Consider the following 19,110-nt stretch of genomic DNA (forward strand, 5'->3'; position numbering starts at 1 on the left):
CTAGAGCGTACGTGGGAAGGTTTCCAGCGTCTCCTTGAGGATCTCAGCCACGGAGGGGTGCGGGAAGATGATTTCGCTCAGCTCGTGCGCTGTCATACCACGCTCGATGGCTAGCCCTGCGGTGACGATCAGTTCGCTACAAGGATTGCCTAGCATGTGCACTCCGAGGATCTTGCCTTCGGGGTTGACAAGTACTTTGCAAAAGCCTGAAGCCATCTCGTTTTCCGCAACAAAGCGTCCTGAGTAGCTCATCGGGAGCATCAGCTTCGTATAGACTTTGTCTCCACTTCGTAGCGCATCTTCGGTGAAGCCTACGCCCGCTATCTCGGGATGCGTGTAGACGACCCCAGGAATGGCTCGGTAGCTCATCGGATTGATCTCACGGCCGAGGATATGATCGACCGCCACCTCTGCCTCACGCACAGCCGTGTGGGCTAGGAGCGAGTGTCCGTTGACATCGCCCGCAGCATAAAGATTGGGGAGCGAGGTGCGGAGGTATTCGTCGGTCTTAACGCCTCGACGCTCGAGCTCGAGCCCTTGGCTGAGCAATGCCTCGAAGGAGCCGGTCACAGGACGACGACCCACGGAGAGCATCACTTGCTCGCCCTCTACCTTAAAGGTCTTGCCCTCATACTCGACCTCTACGCCGTCGGCATAGAGATGCGTCACCTTGTGCTGGAGGTAGAACTTGATGCCACGCTTTGTGTACTCCTCACGAAGGAGCGCTGCTAGCTCGCTGTCCATTCCATTGATAATCTCGGGAAGCATCTCGACTACGGAGACGGTCACGCCCATCTCGTTGTAGTAAGCGGCGAACTCCATGCCGATGACGCCACCGCCGATGATGACAATCGAGGCGGGAAGCTCCTTGCTGTCCAAAGCCTCTCGGTGGGTAATATAGTGCCCCTCCTCGACTCCAGGGATAGGCGGGATGACTGTCTCTGAGCCTGTACAGAGGAGTAGATGCTTAGCCGTATATGTCTCAGCAGCTGCCGTGACGGTATAGGTGTCGTCGCTGTTGTGCGCCGTGACGGTCGCATGCTCTGTGACCACGGTCACGCCAGCTTCCTTCATACGTGCACGGATACCAGCGACGAGTTTACGAACGACTTTATTTTTTCTAGAGATAACCTTGGCTGGGTCTATCTGCTCTGGCGTACAGGTGACGCCATACTTAGCGGCGCTCTGCACTGTCTGCCAAACCTTAGCAGAGTAAAGGAGCGTCTTCGTAGGGATACACCCTTCGTTGAGGCAGACGCCACCGAGCGCACGCTCCTCGATGAGCAGCGTCTCCAGTCCTCCACGAGCAGCACGCTCAGCAGCTGTGTAACCCGCAGGTCCTCCACCGATGATGATGAGATCGTATGTCATAATAGTTGGAAGTGTCTAGTGAAATGAACAGGATCGTGGTTACTTGCTCTTGCCTTGATTGGCAACGGCTGCCTGAAGCTTGGCTATCTGCTCGGGATCGCCGAGGAAGTAGTCTCGCTGCAACTGCATCTTGTCGTCAAACTCGAAGACGTACGGGATGCCTGTCGGGAGATTGAGCGCAGGAATCTCTTCGTCTGAGATACCTTTGAGGTGCTTAACGATACCTCTCAAGCTATTGCCGTGAGCCGTGACGATGATCTCGCCATACTTCTCCAGGTCGGGACGAATGTTGCTCTCCCAGTAAGGAAGGATGCGCTGGACCGTCTCCTTGAGCGACTCCGTGAGTGGGAGCTCGTCAGGATTGACTGCTGCATAGCGTGGGTCGTGCTGCGGCGCACGCTCATCGGTCGGGTCTAGCGGTGCAGGCGGTACATCGTAGCTGCGTCGCCAGATGTGCACTTGTTCCTCGCCATACTTGGCTGCTGTCTCGGACTTGTCCAGCCCTTGTAGCATGCCGTAGTGCTTTTCGTTGAGACGCCACGACTTCTCCACGGGGATCCAGTCGAGGTCCATCTCATCGAGGATAATGTTTAGCGTCTTGATAGCGCGCTTGAGATATGATGTGTAAGCCTTGCCAAATCGAAAGCCCGCTTTGCGTAGCTGTCGGCCAGCCTCGTGCGCCTCCTCGACACCTTGCTCGGTGAGGTCGACATCTGTCCAGCCTGTGAATTGGTTACTCTTATTCCACGTACTCTGTCCGTGGCGTACTAATACAAGTCTTTTCATAAGGGTGAGATAAAGGAGTTTCTAGGGAATTACTGATTTGTTGAGCCAGAGAGCCTCTGAGCAAGCTGCTGAGCGGTCATCTCTTTGACAGCCTCCAGTGATCCGCCAAAGGTGGGCAACGCTTGCTGTAGCATCGTCTCATACTCTGCCAAGAGGTTGCGACCCCAAAGCATATCTATGCGAACCAAGTCCATAAGCGTGACGAGCGAGTAGCGTACCGTCGCATCGCTGACGAGTGCCAACTGATGGCGTGGGCTCTGCTGGCTGACCCAGTAGAGGAGCTGTGCCGTGTCGCGGAAGAGTGCGCGAACGATCTCGTCGCCCTGCTTCGTCATATCGGCACGATAGTAAGCGTCCGCTAGACTTACGTCAGTCATGTCGTAGGGAACCGCCTTGGGCGAGATCACCTCGGCACACTTCGTCAGCACCTCCTTAGCTCGCTCGGTGTCGCCCTGACGTAGGAGCGCCTGGGCTAGCGTCGCGAAGACACGTGCTCGATAGTAGTAAGAGATGTTGCGTCGGATATTCTCGTCAAAGTAGATGTTCGGGTCGTTGGCATTGAAATAGCGGTACTTGTTCATCACCAAGTCATACATCCGCTCTACATCGACCTCGTAAGGCGTCCCCGCCACAGTCGTCGGGTTAAAGCGTTGCGCCATACCCACCTGCGACATATACTGTCTCTGATTAGCAAAGACATTCTGAGGAGCCGATGTTACCCACATGATCGGTCGCTGCCACTTCGCTGCGCCCAGCATGTCTAGGACGAAGAGCTGATCTCTCGTGGCAGCTGTCTTGCCCTCCAGCGAAAGCACCATACTCTCGGGCATAGGCAAGCCCTGAAGCTGCGGGAAGTACTTAGCGACAGCCATCGTGTCCACAGGTAGTAGCACCTTGTCCGCAGGCATCTGCGCCTGCCCCTGAGGAACGACCTTGGTCGCTGCCTTCATCGCTTGGTCGAAAGGCATCGGCATCGCACTCGTCGGACGTATCAGTACATAGGAGTTCGACACGAAGAAGGCTGGACTCATATATTTATTAGGTATCGGCTGCGCCTCGTAGCTGTGACGTAGCATGTGCTTGCCGTACCACTCCGACTGCAGGTAGCTCAGGTTGCCCACCTTGACATCCGTGCGCACGCCTTCCACCTCTTGGGAGTACCACAAGGGGAAGGTATCGTTATCCCCGAAGCAGAGTAGCACCGCATTGGGATCACAACTGATCAAATAGTTGTAGCCGAAGTCGCTTGCTAGGACACGTCCTGAGCGGTCGTGGTCGTCCCAGTTTTCCGAAGCCATCTGTATCGGCACGATCAACCCGAGTACGGAGACTATCGAGGCATTCAGTACAGGCTTGAGCTTAGCACGGCTCAGCAGTTCGTAAAGTCCTGCCACACCAAAGCCAATCCATATCGCAAAGGCGTAGAAAGAGCCCGCATAGGCGTAGTCTCGCTCGCGTGGCTGCCCTGGCGTCTGGTTGATGTACAGGATAATCGCCAAGCCCGTCATGAAGAAGAGCGCCAGCGTAATCCAGAAAGCTTGCATCCCCTTCTTGCGCCTCGTCACTTGAAAGGCAATGCCGAGGAAGCCGAGGAGAAGCGGCAAGAGGTAGTAAGCGTTGCGCCCCTTGTTATTGCGGAATTGATCTGGCAGATCTTTGGTCTTACCCAGTGCGATCTGATCAATAAACGAGTAGCCCGTCAGGACGCCTCCCTTGAGCATGCCACCATCGCCCTGCAAGTCGTTCTGACGGCCGATGAAGTTCCAGCCAAAGTAGCGCCAGTACATATAGTTGACCTGATAGCGCAGGAGGTACTTTAAGTTGTCCGCCATCGAGGGCTTAGACATATCATCGGGGTTGCGGTCTACCCAACTGTTGTACGCACTGATATGCTCCGGCTGCGGAGAGTACATACGGGGGAAGAGCATCTTGCTCCCCTCAGCATACTTCACCACTGGCTGGCTATAGATCTTGACATACTCGTCAGGTTCGTTGGGATTGCTCTTTACCTTGGGCGCATAGACAGGACTTCCATCCTCCATAGCTATAGGACGCGCCACGTAGGTAGCGCTGTACAGATGCGGGATAGCACCGTACTGCTCACGGTTGATGTAGCTCTTGATGGCAAGCGCCGTGTTCGGTTCATTCTGATTCATCGGCGTGCCAGCGAGCGAACGCACCAGGATCACCCCGTAGGAGCTAAAGCCGATCATGATGACCAGCATACACATCTGAGCCGTGTGTAGGAGCTGTAGAGAGACCTTTCTATTTTGGAAAAGGTATATCGCCAATGCTATCGTCACGATCACGCCTAACCAGACCGCTCCTCCGAAGTATGGGATACCGATCAAGCACCAGGAGAGGATAAACGAGCTGATGATCAGATTACGACCACGCTCGCCTCGCTGATAGAGCGTGAGCGAACCGACCAGCACCACCATGAGGACCGCTAGATAGAGGTAGAAGCCACTGTTGTACGGCAACTTCAGCCCGTTGACCACCCAGCGGTCTATCGTTCCTCCGAAGGCCACGACACCCTGCATGATACCAAACATGATAACTGCAATCAAGACGAAGGAGACGATCAGCGTCGTGACAATCCCCTTGAAGGAGAGCGTATCATGCTTGCGGAAGTAGTATATAAGCGCCATCGCAGGGATACAGAGCAGGTTGAGCAGGTGCACACCGATACTGAGTCCCATCACATAGGCGATGAGGACTATCCAGCGGTCGGAGCGGGCATTGTCCGCGCGGTCGCTCCACTTGAGCATCAGCCAGAAGACCAGTGCCGTCAGGAAGGAGCTAAAGGCATAGACCTCGCTCTCCACAGCACTGTACCAGAAGGTATCTGTAAAGGTGTAGAGCAGCGCTCCCACCAGTCCAGAGCCCATGATCAGTATCGTCTGCGCTAAGGTAGGCACAGGAGTCACCCCCTCGGGGATCAATTGCTTGGCACAAGGCGAAGCGCCTGGTAATACCACACGACGCACCAGATGGGTGATGCTCCAGAAGAGCAGGAGGATCGTCCCCGCACTGAGCAGTCCACTCAGCGCATTGGTGTATAGTCCCGCCAGTGCAGGTGTCGGGGCTAAGTGTGCAGCGACATTGTACACAAGCATGTAGATGGGAGCCCCAGGTGGGTGCCCCACCCCCAGTTTAAAGGCCGATAAGATAAACTCGGGGCAGTCCCACAGGCTCGCCGAGGGACCGATGGTCATCAGGTAGACCACTGCTGCGATGACAAAAGTCACCCAGCCCACCACATTGTTCAGCAGATTGTACAGTCGCCAGTTCTGTTGCATATCTATAGTTAAGGTATCATATACGGGGACAAAGATACGAAAATAGAGGTTAGAGATTAGAAGCTAGAGATTAGAGGTTAGAAGTTAGAGATTAGAAGTTAGAGGTTAGAAGTTAGGCCCTAGAGGCACTAGGAGCACTAGAAGCACTAGTGTCACTAGAAACACTAGCCCCCTCTAACCTCTAACTTCTAATCTCTAACTTCTAACCTCTAATCTCTCCTTTTTGTACCTTTGTGCCGGAGTCACTAGAGGTCGGCGGTCCAAGTCTCCTCTTCTATCTCTTATATACGATGTTGATTACAGAGTACATATTACAGTTATTCGGAGGTATCATCATAGGCATCTGCATCTCCGCCCCGATGGGTCCTGCGGGGATCCTCTGCTTGCGACGAGCCATCGAGCAGGGACGACGTGCAGGAGTGGTCACAGGCGTGGGTGCCACGCTGGGCGACCTCTTCTATGCGGTTATTACCTATCTCTTCACAGGGATCATGCTGGACTATATAGATCACAACAAGATGGTCCTGCGCATTATAGCAAGTCTCCTCTTCCTAGCCTTTGCCTGCTACCTATACTTCAGCACGCCACGGCTGGGCGTCTCGCAGCGTGTCGTCGGGCAGATCAATCAGCGCAACCTCTCCCACCTTGGGAGTGGCTTCCTGCTGACCATCCCCAACCTGCTCATCGTCCCAGTCTATGTAGTCCTCTTCAGCCAGTTCAACTTCGTCTATCCATTTGGCGAGCCTCCCTACGGGATGTTTATTCTCGGACTCATCTCCATCGCGCTAGGAGCTCTGATTTGGTGGCTCTTTATCACTTACATAGCCACCCGCCTGAGAGACTTGGTGAGTCTGCGCAATCTGCGCACCTTCAATCGCATCTTTGCGCTCATCTTTGCCTTGATAGCTATCATTTCGCTGTTCTACACCTTTATGGCTCTGTAAAAGCTTAGACTAGACCTATACCTTAATTATATATATGACAAAAACAATCTCACGTCCCTCACGAGGCTTCTGGTGTGGGCTACTCCTAATGGCAGTCTTCGCTGGCGTAGCTGTTGCCTTAGCGCAGCTACCTCTCTTTAAGGAGACGCTCCGCATCTCTCCACTCATCATAAGTGTCCTGATTGGTATGATCTATGCCAATACGCTACGGCATAAGCTCAACCCCACGTGGGTGCCTGGGCTAGCCTTTTCATCGAAGCGTATCCTGCGCCTAGCGATCGTCTTCTACGCTTTTCGCCTTACGCTGGCAGACATCTACGAGGCGGGAGCTACCGCCTTCATTTACGACCTCATCATCGTCTCCTCGGTCATCCTCCTCGGAGTGCTCATCGGTCGCTGGCTCAAGATGGACCGAGACACTGCCATCCTCACCGCTTCGGGTAGCGCTATCTGTGGTGCCGCTGCGGTGCTAGGCACCGAACCTGTGCTGGGAGCCAGCTCGGAGAAGACGGTCATAGCTGTCGCTACGGTGGTGCTCTTTGGTACGCTCAGCATGTTTCTCTACCCACTCGTCCACGCGACTGGCTGGCTCGGACTGACCGACCATCAGATGGCTATCTACACTGGAGGCACGCTCCACGAGGTAGCGCATGTGGCTGGTGCTGGCGGTGCTATGGGCGAAGCAATCGCCTCCACAGCAACCATCACGAAGATGATCCGTGTGATCCTCTTGGCGCCTTTCCTACTCATCCTCACCTCCGTCCTACATCGTGGCGGGCGTGGCGCAGTCACAGGCCAGCGCAAGGTGTCTATACCTTGGTTTGCCATCTGGTTCCTCATCATGATCTGCGTCAATACACTGATCGCTTACCTCGCTGAGCAGCAGGGCGTGAACGACCTCTACAATCAGGTCTGTGGCGGAATCCGCTGGGCGGACGACTTCGGACTCTGTATGGCTATGGCAGCGCTCGGTAGCGATGCTTCGTTCGCTCGCTTCAAGCGTGCTGGTGGCAAACCCTTCCTCCTCGCAGGAGCGCTCTACCTCTGGCTCACTATCGGGGGCTACTGTCTGATCCGCCTGATCGGCTAAACTCCTGACTTATAAGTCAAAGCAGTGGCGAAAACCTAGAGTTTAGCCTGACAAATTAAGAGCCACCGAGGAAATCGGAAATTCCTCCGTAGTTATTTTCCAGTATGACGGGCATGTCATACGAGAAAAGGAGACCGCCCTCCAATCAGTGAGCGGTCTCCTTTTTGTTTTGTTGCGTGACGTTGATCGACTAAGCGCCGTGGAAGAGGTACTCAGCCTGTATGTCGCGGGTCATCTGCGTGAAGAGCTCCTCGATCAGCGCATCAGCCACCTCGAGGGCGCGCCACAAGATGGCGTCCGACTCCTCCTGTAGCATATCTTGAGCTGCGTGTGGCATCCCCTTGTCCAGCTTATGACAGTAGCGACGCTGTATCTCCTCAATGCGCTCGTCGCACTCCAGCTCGAAGGCGTGGTAGCGCTCCTTGATCAGCGGTGCGTACTTATTATAGTTGGTCATACCGAGCACCTGCACCTTACGGAAGGTCCAGTAGGCTGACTCCTGTGAGGACTCTCCCCCACCCTTGGTATAAGGCTCGGGATAGGAGGTCACACCCTGGAAGAGCGGTACGAAGAGACCTAGGTCTGCCATACCCAAGCAAACGTGGTTGATACGCCCGACGGCTACGGGTAGCTTAGGCTGCACCTGTAGGATATGCGTCTGCGTGGTACGGAAGATGGAGACTGGGCGGTACACCTCGTGCGGATTGCTGTGGAGGTAAGGATCATGCTCCGTGCCGTCGTAGTGGAAGCGGAAAGCATGGCGCATAGCCTCCATCGTGATTGGCTTCTCAGCCTTAGCATAGACAGGGAAGTCGTTGACAGCTACATCCTGCTTCATCGCGGGGGTAAACATCTGCTGGAGTCCCCAGACACGTGGATAGTTGTACGTAGTGTCTAGCTCCACGTCGCGTATGTAAGCTTTGTGGAAGTCAAAGGCACCCTCCTTAGGATCATACAGCCCGTGCTCCTGGGCAAACTCGATCAGGTCGCTGGATGCCATAAAGTGCTCCTTGTCCTTGGGATCATACTGGCGGAAGCGGCTCTGATTGCCCGTGACGAAGTATTGCTCCTCGGGGATACGACAAGCTAGCCAGCGATGTCCCGAAGCGGTCTCGAGATACCATATTTCATCGCTATCAACGAAGCCGATGCCAAAGCCCTCGCTGACACCATACTCCTCGATGAGCTTGCCGAGGCGCTCTACGCCTTCGCGAGCTGTGTGGATGTAGGGGAGGACGATGTTGAAGACTGAGTTCTCAGCCACACCATTCTCCACAAGAGGATCGACAGCCAGTGCTGCATCGCTACTAAAGATAGACTCGGTGGCGCTCATGCCGACGCCGGACTCGTTGAAGCCTGCGCTTCCCCAGTGTCCTGGCAGATGATAAGGTGGCAGCGCCGAGTAGCTCTGCGCATTGCCGGGCAGATCGCAGGCGAAGGGGCTATCGAATGCGTCAAAGCGCATAGGATCGACCGAGCCAGGCTCGCCGGGACGGTGGATGGTGAGGTTCTTGGCAAACATAGCGTCCCAATCCTCTGAGCGCGCTACGATACGTGATCCATCAGCACTCATCTGACTGCCGACGATGATGGTCGTACACTCAGAGGGTAGATTAGATTTTTTCTTGTTCATAGTACTTGTGTCTTGATATATTACTCTAAGGACAAAGGTAACTCATTTGCTCCACCTAAGCAACGTGGTACGCATACCTACTATCTGCGAGTTTTTTGTCGAGGAGGAGGGAGCCCTTATATCAGAAAAAAGCATTACCTTTGCACCACGACAGAGCGAACGGCGCTTCATCAGTAGGCGTCCTGCCCTTCGAAACAGACATTTAGAGGTAAGCCACACGGCCGCTCCTCGGGTCCTATAGCTCAGTTGGTTAGAGCACCTGACTCATAATCAGGGAGTCCTTGGTTCAAGCCCAAGTGGGACCACCACGATGCGCCTTGCATCCTCACACTTAGCGAGTGCAGTCCAGTATGTTTGGAGTGCACTCGTTTGTTTTTACAAGGGTACAGAGTGTGAGCGGTCAGGGCTGACGCATGATAGCCAGCCGTCTAGGAGCGGCATATGACGATAACTAGGGATGTGCTGTTCGACCACCGCTACAGAGGGTTCGAGCATTACTACAGAGAGGCTACGGATCCTCTCTGATTATACCTTTCTTCCGAAGAATTGAATTCCTACCTAGGAATTTGCCAAATAGCTACCTAGAAATTGGCCCAATTCCTACCTAGGAAATAAAAAATTCTTCGGAGGAATCAAATGAAACTTCGGAAGAATCAAAAAATAAGTCCGAAGAATTTGGCCATTTTCTAGGTAGCAAATCAAAAATATCTACGGAGGAATTTTGCCATTTCCTAGGTAGGAATTGAAATGAGCTCTTTTTTTATCATGCGTCAGCCCTGTGTGAGCGGTTGCGCCAATCGCTATTTTCAGTACTTTTGCTAGGAGGAGCATGACCCGCAACAGGTTCGGTGACCAGGAGGTTGCTTTGCTCCACACTTTCCATACCTGATGAACACTCGATGAACGAAATAAGAAGATCTATCAGAGCTCTGTCACGACTGACCAGCATAGCACTCTGCGCAGCTCTCTTGCTGGTGGCGTGCGTGCGGTCGCCCTGGCAGTATGACCGCTCGGAGGGTAGCCAGCCCCACCTCTCCGTTGACACGATACGACTGGACACGCTCTACAGCGCGCTCTCCTCGGCGACCCACGTGGCGATGATCTACAACCCGCACGACCATCCGCTACTCCTCGATGAGGTGTCACTCCTGAGCGGTGGCAATAAGGGGTACCGCATCAACGTGGACGGATGTAGTGGCTCGGAGATACGAGATGTGACGCTGCCTCCGCGTGATAGCATCTTTGTCTTTGTGGAGGCGACCTTTACGGCGGGAGACTCAGACCTGCCGACACTGGTGACCGATTCGCTCCTGTGGCGCTGCAATGGGGTCACGCACTATACGCGCATCGAGGGTTATCGGCAAAACGTCTCTACCCTATCCGCCAACTGGCACATAACAAAGGACACCCTCTGGCGTAGCGAGCGTCCTTACCTAATAACCGACAGCATCACGATAGAGCCAGGCGCGCGGCTAACGATCGCCGAAGGGGGGCACCTGTTACTGCCTCAAGGGGGGCGGATCATCGTGCGAGGTGCTTTGACACTGGCGGGATCGGCGGCTAGTCCCATCCTCATAGAGGGTGTACGACGAGACAATCTCACGACAGATGTCTCCTATCGCTTGTTACCGAATCAGTGGGACTACATACAATTTACGGCAGAGAGCCAGGACAATGAGATACGCTATACGACCATTCGCAATGGATGTGAAGGGGTAACCTTTGCCCCGGGAAATGATCCTCTAGCGAAGCGGTTGCTCCTAGAGTCAAGCACCATCACCAATATGGGCGGGGATGGCTTGACCCTCGCAGGAGGTAGCTATACGCTACGAAACAGCGAGCTAAGCAATGTGGGTGGCTCCTGCCTATCCATGCGAAAAGCTACCGTACAGGCAGAGCAGATGACGGTGGTGTGCGACTATTTATTTGACCACAGGCGCAGCCCTGTACTCTATGTAGGTAAGGAGGGTAAGCTACAGATGATCAATAGCATCGTGGATGGTAGGCAGACGATTGCACTACAGAGCGATACGCTGCGTCGCTCAGGCGAACTAGCGTGGCACCCCTCGGATCAGACGCAACTGGATCTGCAGCATTGCTACCTACGATTGGAGCAGGACTCTATCGTGGCTAAGCAACTCGTTGATGAGCTTTTCCCTACCTGTCATCGAGCCACTGTCCCCTTTGTGGATAGTTACTGGATGCTGGGCAAGGATTACAAGGATCGTAGCAATAGACAGGCTAAGTATCACTTTCACTTTGACTTTCACCCTGTAGAGACAGCTGGTCTGCAAGAGCTTTCGCCTTTAGCTCCTGCGGTATGCGGCCTGGATCGTACGGGTATGCCCCGACGCAAGAACAAGCTGGGAGGCTACACCGTAGGCGCTTACGAAGCTGTCGCACCGCCAAAGGATAAGAAGCCGTAACTCCAGCGGCAAGAAGAATAAGATCTTAGCACTAAATTCGTACCTTTGTATGCATTTAGCCGTTTCGCCTCAGGAATGCTCCGTTCAGAGCTCACACCGAGAGTGCTCTTCGGCTTACTCAGATGGCTCCAAACTTAGTCCATGAACCCCATACGAAGACGCCGTAAACTCTTTTGGATCCTACTCCTCACCCCACTGACAGTACTACTGCTACTGATAGGATCGATCTACCTACCTAGTGTACAGCGCTGGGCAGTAGACCGTCTCGTCCGTACCCTCGAGGAGCAGACGGGCTGGAAGATTACGGTCGAGGAGATGCGCATTAGCTTCCCTCTGCGGGTGCGGGTTGACAAACTGCTCGCCACGGAGAAGGGGGACACGGTCATATGGGTCGATGAGCTGCGCACCAGTCTGCCACTGATGCCTCTCTTTAACAAGCGCCTAGAGGCTCCCAGCCTGAACCTGCGAGACGCAGTTGTGGCGATGCCTCTAGACAGTCTCAACCGCAGCCGTATCGATGCCCGTCTAGGGAATATGGAGGCAGGACATGTGCAGGTAGACTTGAGCTCGATGGATATTGATATCGCAGCAGTCTCCCTGGCGGATGGGTTCTTTGCTTACACCCAGACTGACACGACCGAGACTAGCGAGCCTGGACCGCCTATGAGCATCAATATCAATCGGGTGGATCTCACGCGCTTTGCTAGTTACATACACCTCTACCCTTCGGGCGTACACACCGATGCGGTGATCGACCGTGGCGCTATCGACAAGGTAATGGTCGAGATCCCCGACTTCAACCTACTCGTAGAGCATATCAATGTAGACCTGACTAGGGCGAGCTATGCAAGAGATACAGCCACGGTGCGACTCCCCTATGTGGACTACAGTCATATGTCTTATCACGATGCGCATGCCGATATTGATGGGCTCTCTATCAATAGTAAGGGGCTGGTGCAGATGGACATTAACGAGTTGAGTCTACGTGAGCAGAGTGGAGCACAGCTGGAGCACTTCCAGGGCTACTTCAAGCTTGAGGACAAAGTGATCAACATGCGCAACTTCGCGCTCGCTACGCCTAAGAGCCAGCTAACGGGGGATCTGATCCTTCCCTTAGATCTCTTCTCGGGCGATGAAGAGGCGATCGTCACGGCTGAGTTCAAGGGTACCTTAGCTCCACAAGACCTATACTACTACACACGCATTAGTCTGGACAGTATGCTCTATAGCCCTGGAGGTCACAAGCAACTGGCCGATGTGCCTCTGTCCGTAGACTTGAGTTCGCGAGGTTCACTGAGTGCCCTGGAGATATACAATCTAGAGTTGCAACAAGAGGGCTTCATCGCACTCACGGCCAGTGGCACAGCCTCGCATATCCTTGACGAGCACAGGCGCACAGCCTCCCTGAAAAGTAGCATACAGACAGGCCCCGCGGCTAAGCTACTTCTAGCCATGGCAGGGATAGACAAAGCGTCAGGATCTGTGACATTACCAGCAAAGATGGACCTCGACTTAGACGGCACACTCCACGGCGACCAGATCACAGCGGATCTGCATCTTGGCACACCGAGAGGCTCGCTCTCCCTCAACGGAATGTATGCACTGCACCAGCAGCGCTACAAGCTTGACGGCCAGCTCGACGGTCTTGATGTCGCTCAGTTTATGCCTCGCGACTCCATCGGAGTAATCTCCGGATCAATCAAAGCAGATGGCGCAGGCTTCTCTCTAAAGTCCAAGAACAAGTATGGGCTCGTCGCGGTAGCCCTAGACGAAGTCAACTATAAGAACTATAAGCTCCGCGATCTCTCGCTCGACGGCTTCCTACGTGGGGACTCTGTATCTGTCTCCCTGCAGGCTAACGATCCCTCGGCACAGTTATCCGGAGACCTTGCGGGAACGCTTATCACAACTGGCAAACGGCCTTCCTTCGGAGGCAAGATAGACCTAGATGTCTCTCACCTAGACCTACAAGCTATAGGACTAAGCGATAGTATTATGGAAGGGCGTATGAGGCTTACGGCAGATCTCTATAGCGACTTTGCAGAGACTCATATGGTCGATGGACAATTGTCTGGTCTGCACCTAGCTGTCGGCTCACAGCGAATAGATAACGAGCAGATCAACCTGCGCCTGGCTAGTGATACGACGCAAGTGATGGCACAGCTAGGGGCTAGCGATATAGACCTGAGCGTGACAACGCAGGAGGGACTGAACCACCTCTTGACTTCTATCTCAGGAGTCTCCAAGTGGGCAGGGGGATATCAATTTGACAAGCCCCGACTGACCGCCTACAGCGACCTCATCAGCGTCCTCCCCAATGCTCACATAGCACTGCACATGGGATCACACCACCCGCTCCGCTCGCTGCTAGAGAAGTACAATGTCTCCGTAGAGTCTCTCGACGCTGATCTGCTGACCAGCCCTAAGCTAGGGATCAATGGGCGCATCGAGCTGCACCAGCTACAGTACGATACGATACAGTGTGACAACGCTCTCCTCCAGCTGACGACGCTCTCCCCGACTCGTCCCGTACTCCTAGACCATCTGACCCATGTGAGCCAGCAATTGCCCTCCGAGGCTATGCGACCGCTACTCCTATCAGACCTCTCCGATCAGTTTAGCTCTGATGAACTTGCCCAGCGATACGTACACCCATTGCTACAGATAGACCTCAGCCTCGAAGGTGAGCGACAGGAAAAGCGTCCACCATACAAGATCATCGGATCGGCTCAGACAGACCTTGTAGCTATGAACCTAGACTTCGACTGGCTACGAGACCACGAGCTGTACTACAGCTTGGGCGCTAGCGGGTATTACAATGCGCAGGGCTTTGGCGTAAGCCTATCCGACAAGGATATCTACCTTGCTGGCGAGCGACTTCGTGCGAATGAGGACAATGCGCTCTTCTACTTCCGTGAGGACAACCAGATCTTTGCCAACCTCGAGCTGACGAATCCGCAAGGCGCCAAGCTCTCTGTCCACAGCGATCTAGATGAGCCAAACAATGTACAGAGTTTGCTCTGCAACGTACAGCGACTAGAGCTGAGCGATCTGGCACGCATCCTACGCCTACCCGATATGAGTGGACGCACCTTCATGGATCTGCGCATCGAGCGTGTGGACAACGTCTACCGTGCCACGGGCGATCTCTCGGTGAACGACATGACTTACATGAATGGGGACCTAGGCAACGTGAGTGTCGCCTTCTTCTACGAGCCTCGTGACAATGCCTCGCAATATGTCACCGCACAGGTGAGTAGCAATGGTAACCTAGCACTCACGGTAGACGGTATCTACCATAGTCGTAAGGGCGAAGAGGCGCTGGATATGAAGGCATCATTCGAATCCTTACCACTACGTCTGGCTAACCCCTTCTTAGGTGGCAATCTGCTCAGTCTGGAAGGTGCACTCAATGGCTCAATTGCGGTGACGGGTACGCCAAAAAATCCTATTCTCAATGGAGCGCCACACATTACCGATGGATTGGTCGCACTCTCTCTGACAGGCAATAAGTACACCCTAGACAGTCGTCCGCTGACTATCGAGCAGAGCCGACTAAACCTCCAGGACTACAAGCTAACGCTACAAGGCAAGGAGACCTCGCTCTACCTTGATGGTTGGCTAAATCTCTTTGGTCCTGAGGCGCTCAAGAGCAACCTTCGTCTCTATGCCGACCATGCACAGGTGATCGACAGCAAGTACCACAGCAAGCAGTCGATCTACGGACGAGCTATCCTCTCTGCGGACCTACGCCTGCAGGGCTACCTGACAGCGCCTCAGCTACTGGGATCAGTCACGCTACATGGAGGAACCAATGCGACCTACGTCATGTCGCAAGCAGCCATCAAGGCCCAGGACAACATGTCGGGCGTCGTAGAGTTTGTCAATCTCTCAGACACTACGATTGTCGAGGAGCCTCAGAAGGAGCGCTCTCAGTCTCTCGGTCGTATGGATCTAGCTGTGGCGCTTCACATCGAGCCCGCAGTACAGATAGGCATAGACCTCTCCTCACGAGGACAAGACTACGTACGCATACAGGGCGGTGGAGACCTCCGCCTGAAGTACCCGCCACTCGGCACGATGAGCCTCGTAGGGCGGTACGACTTCAACGGTGGCGAGGTACAGTATGAGTTCCCCGTCGTAGGGCGACGCCACTTCGACATAGAACCCGAGAGCTACCTCGTCTGGAGCGGCGATCTGCTAAATCCTTACTTACACTTCATCGCTTCGCAAAAGCTACGCGCCGACGTGACCAGAGGCGAGACAACCAATAAGGTAGACTTTGAGGTATCCATCAAGGCTGATGAAAACTTAAAGGATATGTCACTCGCCTTCGACCTAGCAGCCCCCGAAGACCTAGAGACGCAGACGCAGCTCTCCTCTATGAGCGAAGAGGAGCGTGGCAAGCAGGCGGTAGCTATGCTCGTGTCGGGCACCTACCTCGCCTCCGACATGGGACAGATGTCAATGGAGAAAGTACTCAGCAACGTCGCCATGAGCGAGCTCAACAACCTTACGGGCAAGCTCCTCCAGGGGACGAATCTCTCCCTCGGCATGGAGCTGGGCGGATACAACCAGTCGCAGCTACAGCAGACAAACTATACCTACAGCTTCAGTCGTCGCTTCCTCAACGATCGCATACGCTTCGTCATCGGTGGGCGCGTCGCTTCAGGCAATCTACCGACCAACTACGAGCAGACCTTCATCGACAACGTAACCTTCGAGTATCGTCTTGACGAGGCTGGCCGGCAGTATGTGACGCTTTTCCACAAGCGTAACAACGACAACATGCTCGAGGGCGTAGTGACCGAGACGGGCGTCGGCTATCTCGTCAAGCTCAAGGCACGTCGCTTCGTCGATCTCTTTGATCCGCGCAACTACATGTGGTGGCAAAAGAAGAAGTCCGAAAAGCCCGCTGACTCCAAGAATCCCCTTGATAGCCTGTCACACGCTACGCCTATCACACCAGACTCAGTAACCCCAACCTCACAGACCCCACAGCTATGAACAGTTATCGCTACAGACCAACCATAGCTCATGCGCTACTCCTCCTACTCGGCACCATACTGGCTATGAGTAGTTGCTCTGTGACACAACACATACCCCAGGGAGAGCTACTATATATAGGTATCGGCAAGACACGCATCCAGGGAGACGACGGCAGTGACGCTGCTGATCGCGCCATATCTAATATGGAGAAAGTGCTCAATGTACCACCCAACGATGCCTTCTTCGGCAGTGCACGCTCTCGCTTTCGCATCCCCATCGGGCTCTGGTTTTACAACGGCTTTGTCAACGACAGCACTTGGGTGGGCAAACGTCTTTATAAGCTCTTTGCCGAGGAGCCCAAGCTCATCAGCGATGTACGCCCCGACGTGCGTGCCAAGCAGTCCCAGCTAATCCTCCACGAGCACGGCTACTTTAATGCTGTCGTGACCGATAGTATAGCGCGCGCCTCTAGCGACTCGCTACAGGCTCGTGTCTACTACAAAGCCGATCTTGGAGCGCCTTACCGCTACGACAGCATTAGCTATATGGAGCCATGGCTCCTAGGTAGTGGAGAAATCCTAAGTCATGCTGAGCTGTCGAAGATACACAAGGGCGACCAGTTCAACTTCTCTCAGATTCTCCAGGACCGCAACACGCTGGTCACGAATCTGCGAGACCGTGGTTACTACTTCTACACACCAGACCTGCTCGTATATCAGGTAGACACGCTACTCACACCAGGCAAAGTCTATATGCAGGTACGCGAGCAAAGTGGCTACCCAAACTATACCTTCGAGCCATGGCGCATAGGCTCCGTACACGTCCTACTCACCGAGGACGATCGGCTTTCGCTGACAGACACCATGCAGTTCAAGGGCATCACACTACACTACCGAGAGCACCCTAAAGTACGACCTTCAGTCTTTGCCAATAGGATACAGCTACATTCAGGAGAGCTCTACTCACAGTCCCGCGAGCAGGCTACACGTCAGTCGCTACTGGGACTAGGCGCCTTTTCTTATGTTGACATGCAGTTTGTCGCTAGTGATACACTGCACAACCTCCTCGACCTCTACATCACAGCCGAGCTAGACAAGCCGTGGGACTCCTCGCTCTCTGCCGTCTTCACGACCAAGTCCAACAACTTCATCGGACCAGGACTCACCCTATCACTCGGACGTCGCAACCTCTTCGGAGGTGGAGAGCGCCTCTCACTCGATCTCTACGGCTCCTACGAGTGGCAGACCAATCGTACACGGAGCAGTCAGAACGTATCCATATCCGACATCAACAGCTACGAGGTCGGTTCCAATCTCAACCTACAGGCTCCACGCATCCTGCTGCCGTGGCTCTACGATCTGCACCTCACACACGACGTGCAGACCACCTACACCCTATCCGCCTCCATGCTCAATCGTGCTCGCTACTTCCAGATCACCTCTCTAGGACTGAGCGCCAGCTATAGCGTACGCAATGAACAGCATCAGCACCTGATCGCGCCTCTGCGGATACACTACAACCGGCTCTCTCGCCAGTCAGAAATCTTCCAAAAGGTCATCGCCGACAATCCTATCCTAGGGCTTAGCTTGCGGAGCCAACTAATCCCGCAGATGAGCTACCAGTACACCTTTGACAATATCTTCACAGGACTAGGCAGTCATCACCTGCACATCGACCTAGGCATCTCTGAGGCGGGCAATATCCTCAACGGCATCTACTCGCTAGCTGGGCGCAACTATCATGAGACTAAAAAGATCCTCGGAGTCCCCTTTGCACAGTTTGTCAAGGGTACCGCCGAGCTGCGCTACACCTACGGCATCGATCGCAACCAGAGCTTAGCCTTGAGAGCTGGTGTGGGAGCTATATACAGCTATGGCAATATGACCGTAGCGCCGTATAGTGAGCAGTTTTACGTCGGCGGAGCAAACAGCATCCGCGCCTTCACCGTACGCAGTATCGGACCAGGGCGCTTTGTGCCACGCAATAGTCGCTACGCCTTTATGGATCAGACAGGAGAGTTCAAGCTGGAGATGAACGCTGAGTACCGCTTCCGTCTTGCGGGCGATCTGCACGGTGCGCTCTTCCTCGACTCGGGTAATATATGGTTGCTTCGTCCCGACGAAAACCGCCCTGGAGCATCACTCCAGGAGATCACTGGGGCTAAGGACTTCTTCAAGCAGCTCGCCCTCGGCTCTGGTGTAGGACTACGCTACGACCTCAACTTCCTAGTCATCCGCTTTGATGTCGGTGTGGGTCTGCACCTACCCTTCGAGACCTCACGCCATGGCTACTACAACCTGCCCAAGTTTGCCAATTCGCTCGGATACCACTTTGCTGTAGGCTACCCCTTCTAAGTTTTCTTCGCTTGGTGACATTCGTGGGCTAGATCCCAATTTATCCGACTTTCTACGGAGGAAATTCTAATTCTCCAGGGAGCTATTTGAAAACTCCTCCGAAGTTTCATTTCATTCTTCCGAAGTTTCATTTCAAACTTCGGAGGAAATACTGATTTGCCACCGAACAATTTGAGGATTTCTTCGGAGGAATTGGCTTTTCGGGGGACACCGTA

9 protein-coding genes and 1 tRNA gene are annotated in these 19,110 nt (G+C 54.1%); 6 read left to right on the forward strand and 4 right to left on the reverse strand.

What is annotated here, in order from left to right; genetic code table 11:
- From lpdA to L215_RS0105615, 3 genes are read right to left on the reverse strand one after another with little or no spacing between them, the layout of a single operon-like run.
- Positions 1 to 1,371, reverse strand: a complete 1,371-nt coding sequence (lpdA, locus tag L215_RS0105605; protein WP_025882615.1) for a dihydrolipoyl dehydrogenase — start codon at positions 1,369 to 1,371, stop codon at positions 1 to 3.
- 39 nt (positions 1,372 to 1,410) lie between these two features.
- Positions 1,411 to 2,157, reverse strand: a complete 747-nt coding sequence (gpmA, locus tag L215_RS0105610) for a 2,3-diphosphoglycerate-dependent phosphoglycerate mutase (protein ID WP_025882614.1) — start codon at positions 2,155 to 2,157, stop codon at positions 1,411 to 1,413.
- A 29-nt stretch (positions 2,158 to 2,186) separates the two neighbouring features.
- Positions 2,187 to 5,459: a protein O-mannosyl-transferase family gene (locus tag L215_RS0105615; protein ID WP_027451473.1), complete on the reverse strand. Its 3,273-nt coding sequence runs from the start codon at positions 5,457 to 5,459 to the stop codon at positions 2,187 to 2,189.
- Between the two features lie 290 nt (positions 5,460 to 5,749).
- Between L215_RS0105615 and L215_RS0105620 the strand changes: the two genes are divergently transcribed.
- Both L215_RS0105620 and L215_RS0105625 read left to right on the forward strand, forming a co-directional pair.
- Entirely contained in the window at positions 5,750 to 6,403 is a 654-nt protein-coding gene (locus tag L215_RS0105620) for a LysE family translocator (RefSeq protein ID WP_025882613.1), read from the forward strand.
- A 34-nt stretch (positions 6,404 to 6,437) separates the two neighbouring features.
- Entirely contained in the window at positions 6,438 to 7,493 is a 1,056-nt protein-coding gene (locus L215_RS0105625; RefSeq protein ID WP_025882612.1) for a YeiH family protein, read from the forward strand.
- Between the two features lie 190 nt (positions 7,494 to 7,683).
- On the opposite strand, the gene L215_RS0105630 is transcribed toward L215_RS0105625, so the two are convergent.
- Positions 7,684 to 9,126 carry a C69 family dipeptidase gene (locus L215_RS0105630; RefSeq protein ID WP_027451476.1) on the reverse strand — a complete coding sequence of 481 codons (1,443 nt, stop codon included), beginning with the start codon at positions 9,124 to 9,126 and terminating at the stop codon, positions 7,684 to 7,686.
- Between the two features lie 231 nt (positions 9,127 to 9,357).
- Here L215_RS0105630 and L215_RS0105635 point away from each other — a divergent pair.
- From L215_RS0105635 to tamL, 4 genes are all read left to right on the forward strand, one after another.
- Positions 9,358 to 9,434 (forward strand) — tRNA-Ile (locus L215_RS0105635).
- A gap of 591 nt (positions 9,435 to 10,025) precedes the next feature.
- Positions 10,026 to 11,552 carry a hypothetical protein gene (locus L215_RS0105640; protein WP_025882611.1) on the forward strand — a complete coding sequence of 509 codons (1,527 nt, stop codon included), beginning with the start codon at positions 10,026 to 10,028 and terminating at the stop codon, positions 11,550 to 11,552.
- 141 nt (positions 11,553 to 11,693) lie between these two features.
- The gene (locus L215_RS0105645) at positions 11,694 to 16,559 is read left to right on the forward strand and encodes a translocation/assembly module TamB domain-containing protein (protein WP_027451477.1); all 4,866 of its coding nucleotides are present in this window, start codon (positions 11,694 to 11,696) and stop codon (positions 16,557 to 16,559) included.
- Entirely contained in the window at positions 16,556 to 18,895 is a 2,340-nt protein-coding gene (tamL, locus tag L215_RS0105650; RefSeq protein ID WP_025882610.1) for a translocation and assembly module lipoprotein TamL, read from the forward strand. Before L215_RS0105645 ends, tamL begins: the two co-directional genes overlap by 4 nt.
- Positions 18,896 to 19,110: the final 215 nt, after the last annotated feature.

This window comes from Porphyromonas uenonis DSM 23387 = JCM 13868 (assembly GCF_000482365.1).
Classification (GTDB): Bacteria; Bacteroidota; Bacteroidia; order Bacteroidales; family Porphyromonadaceae; genus Porphyromonas; species Porphyromonas uenonis.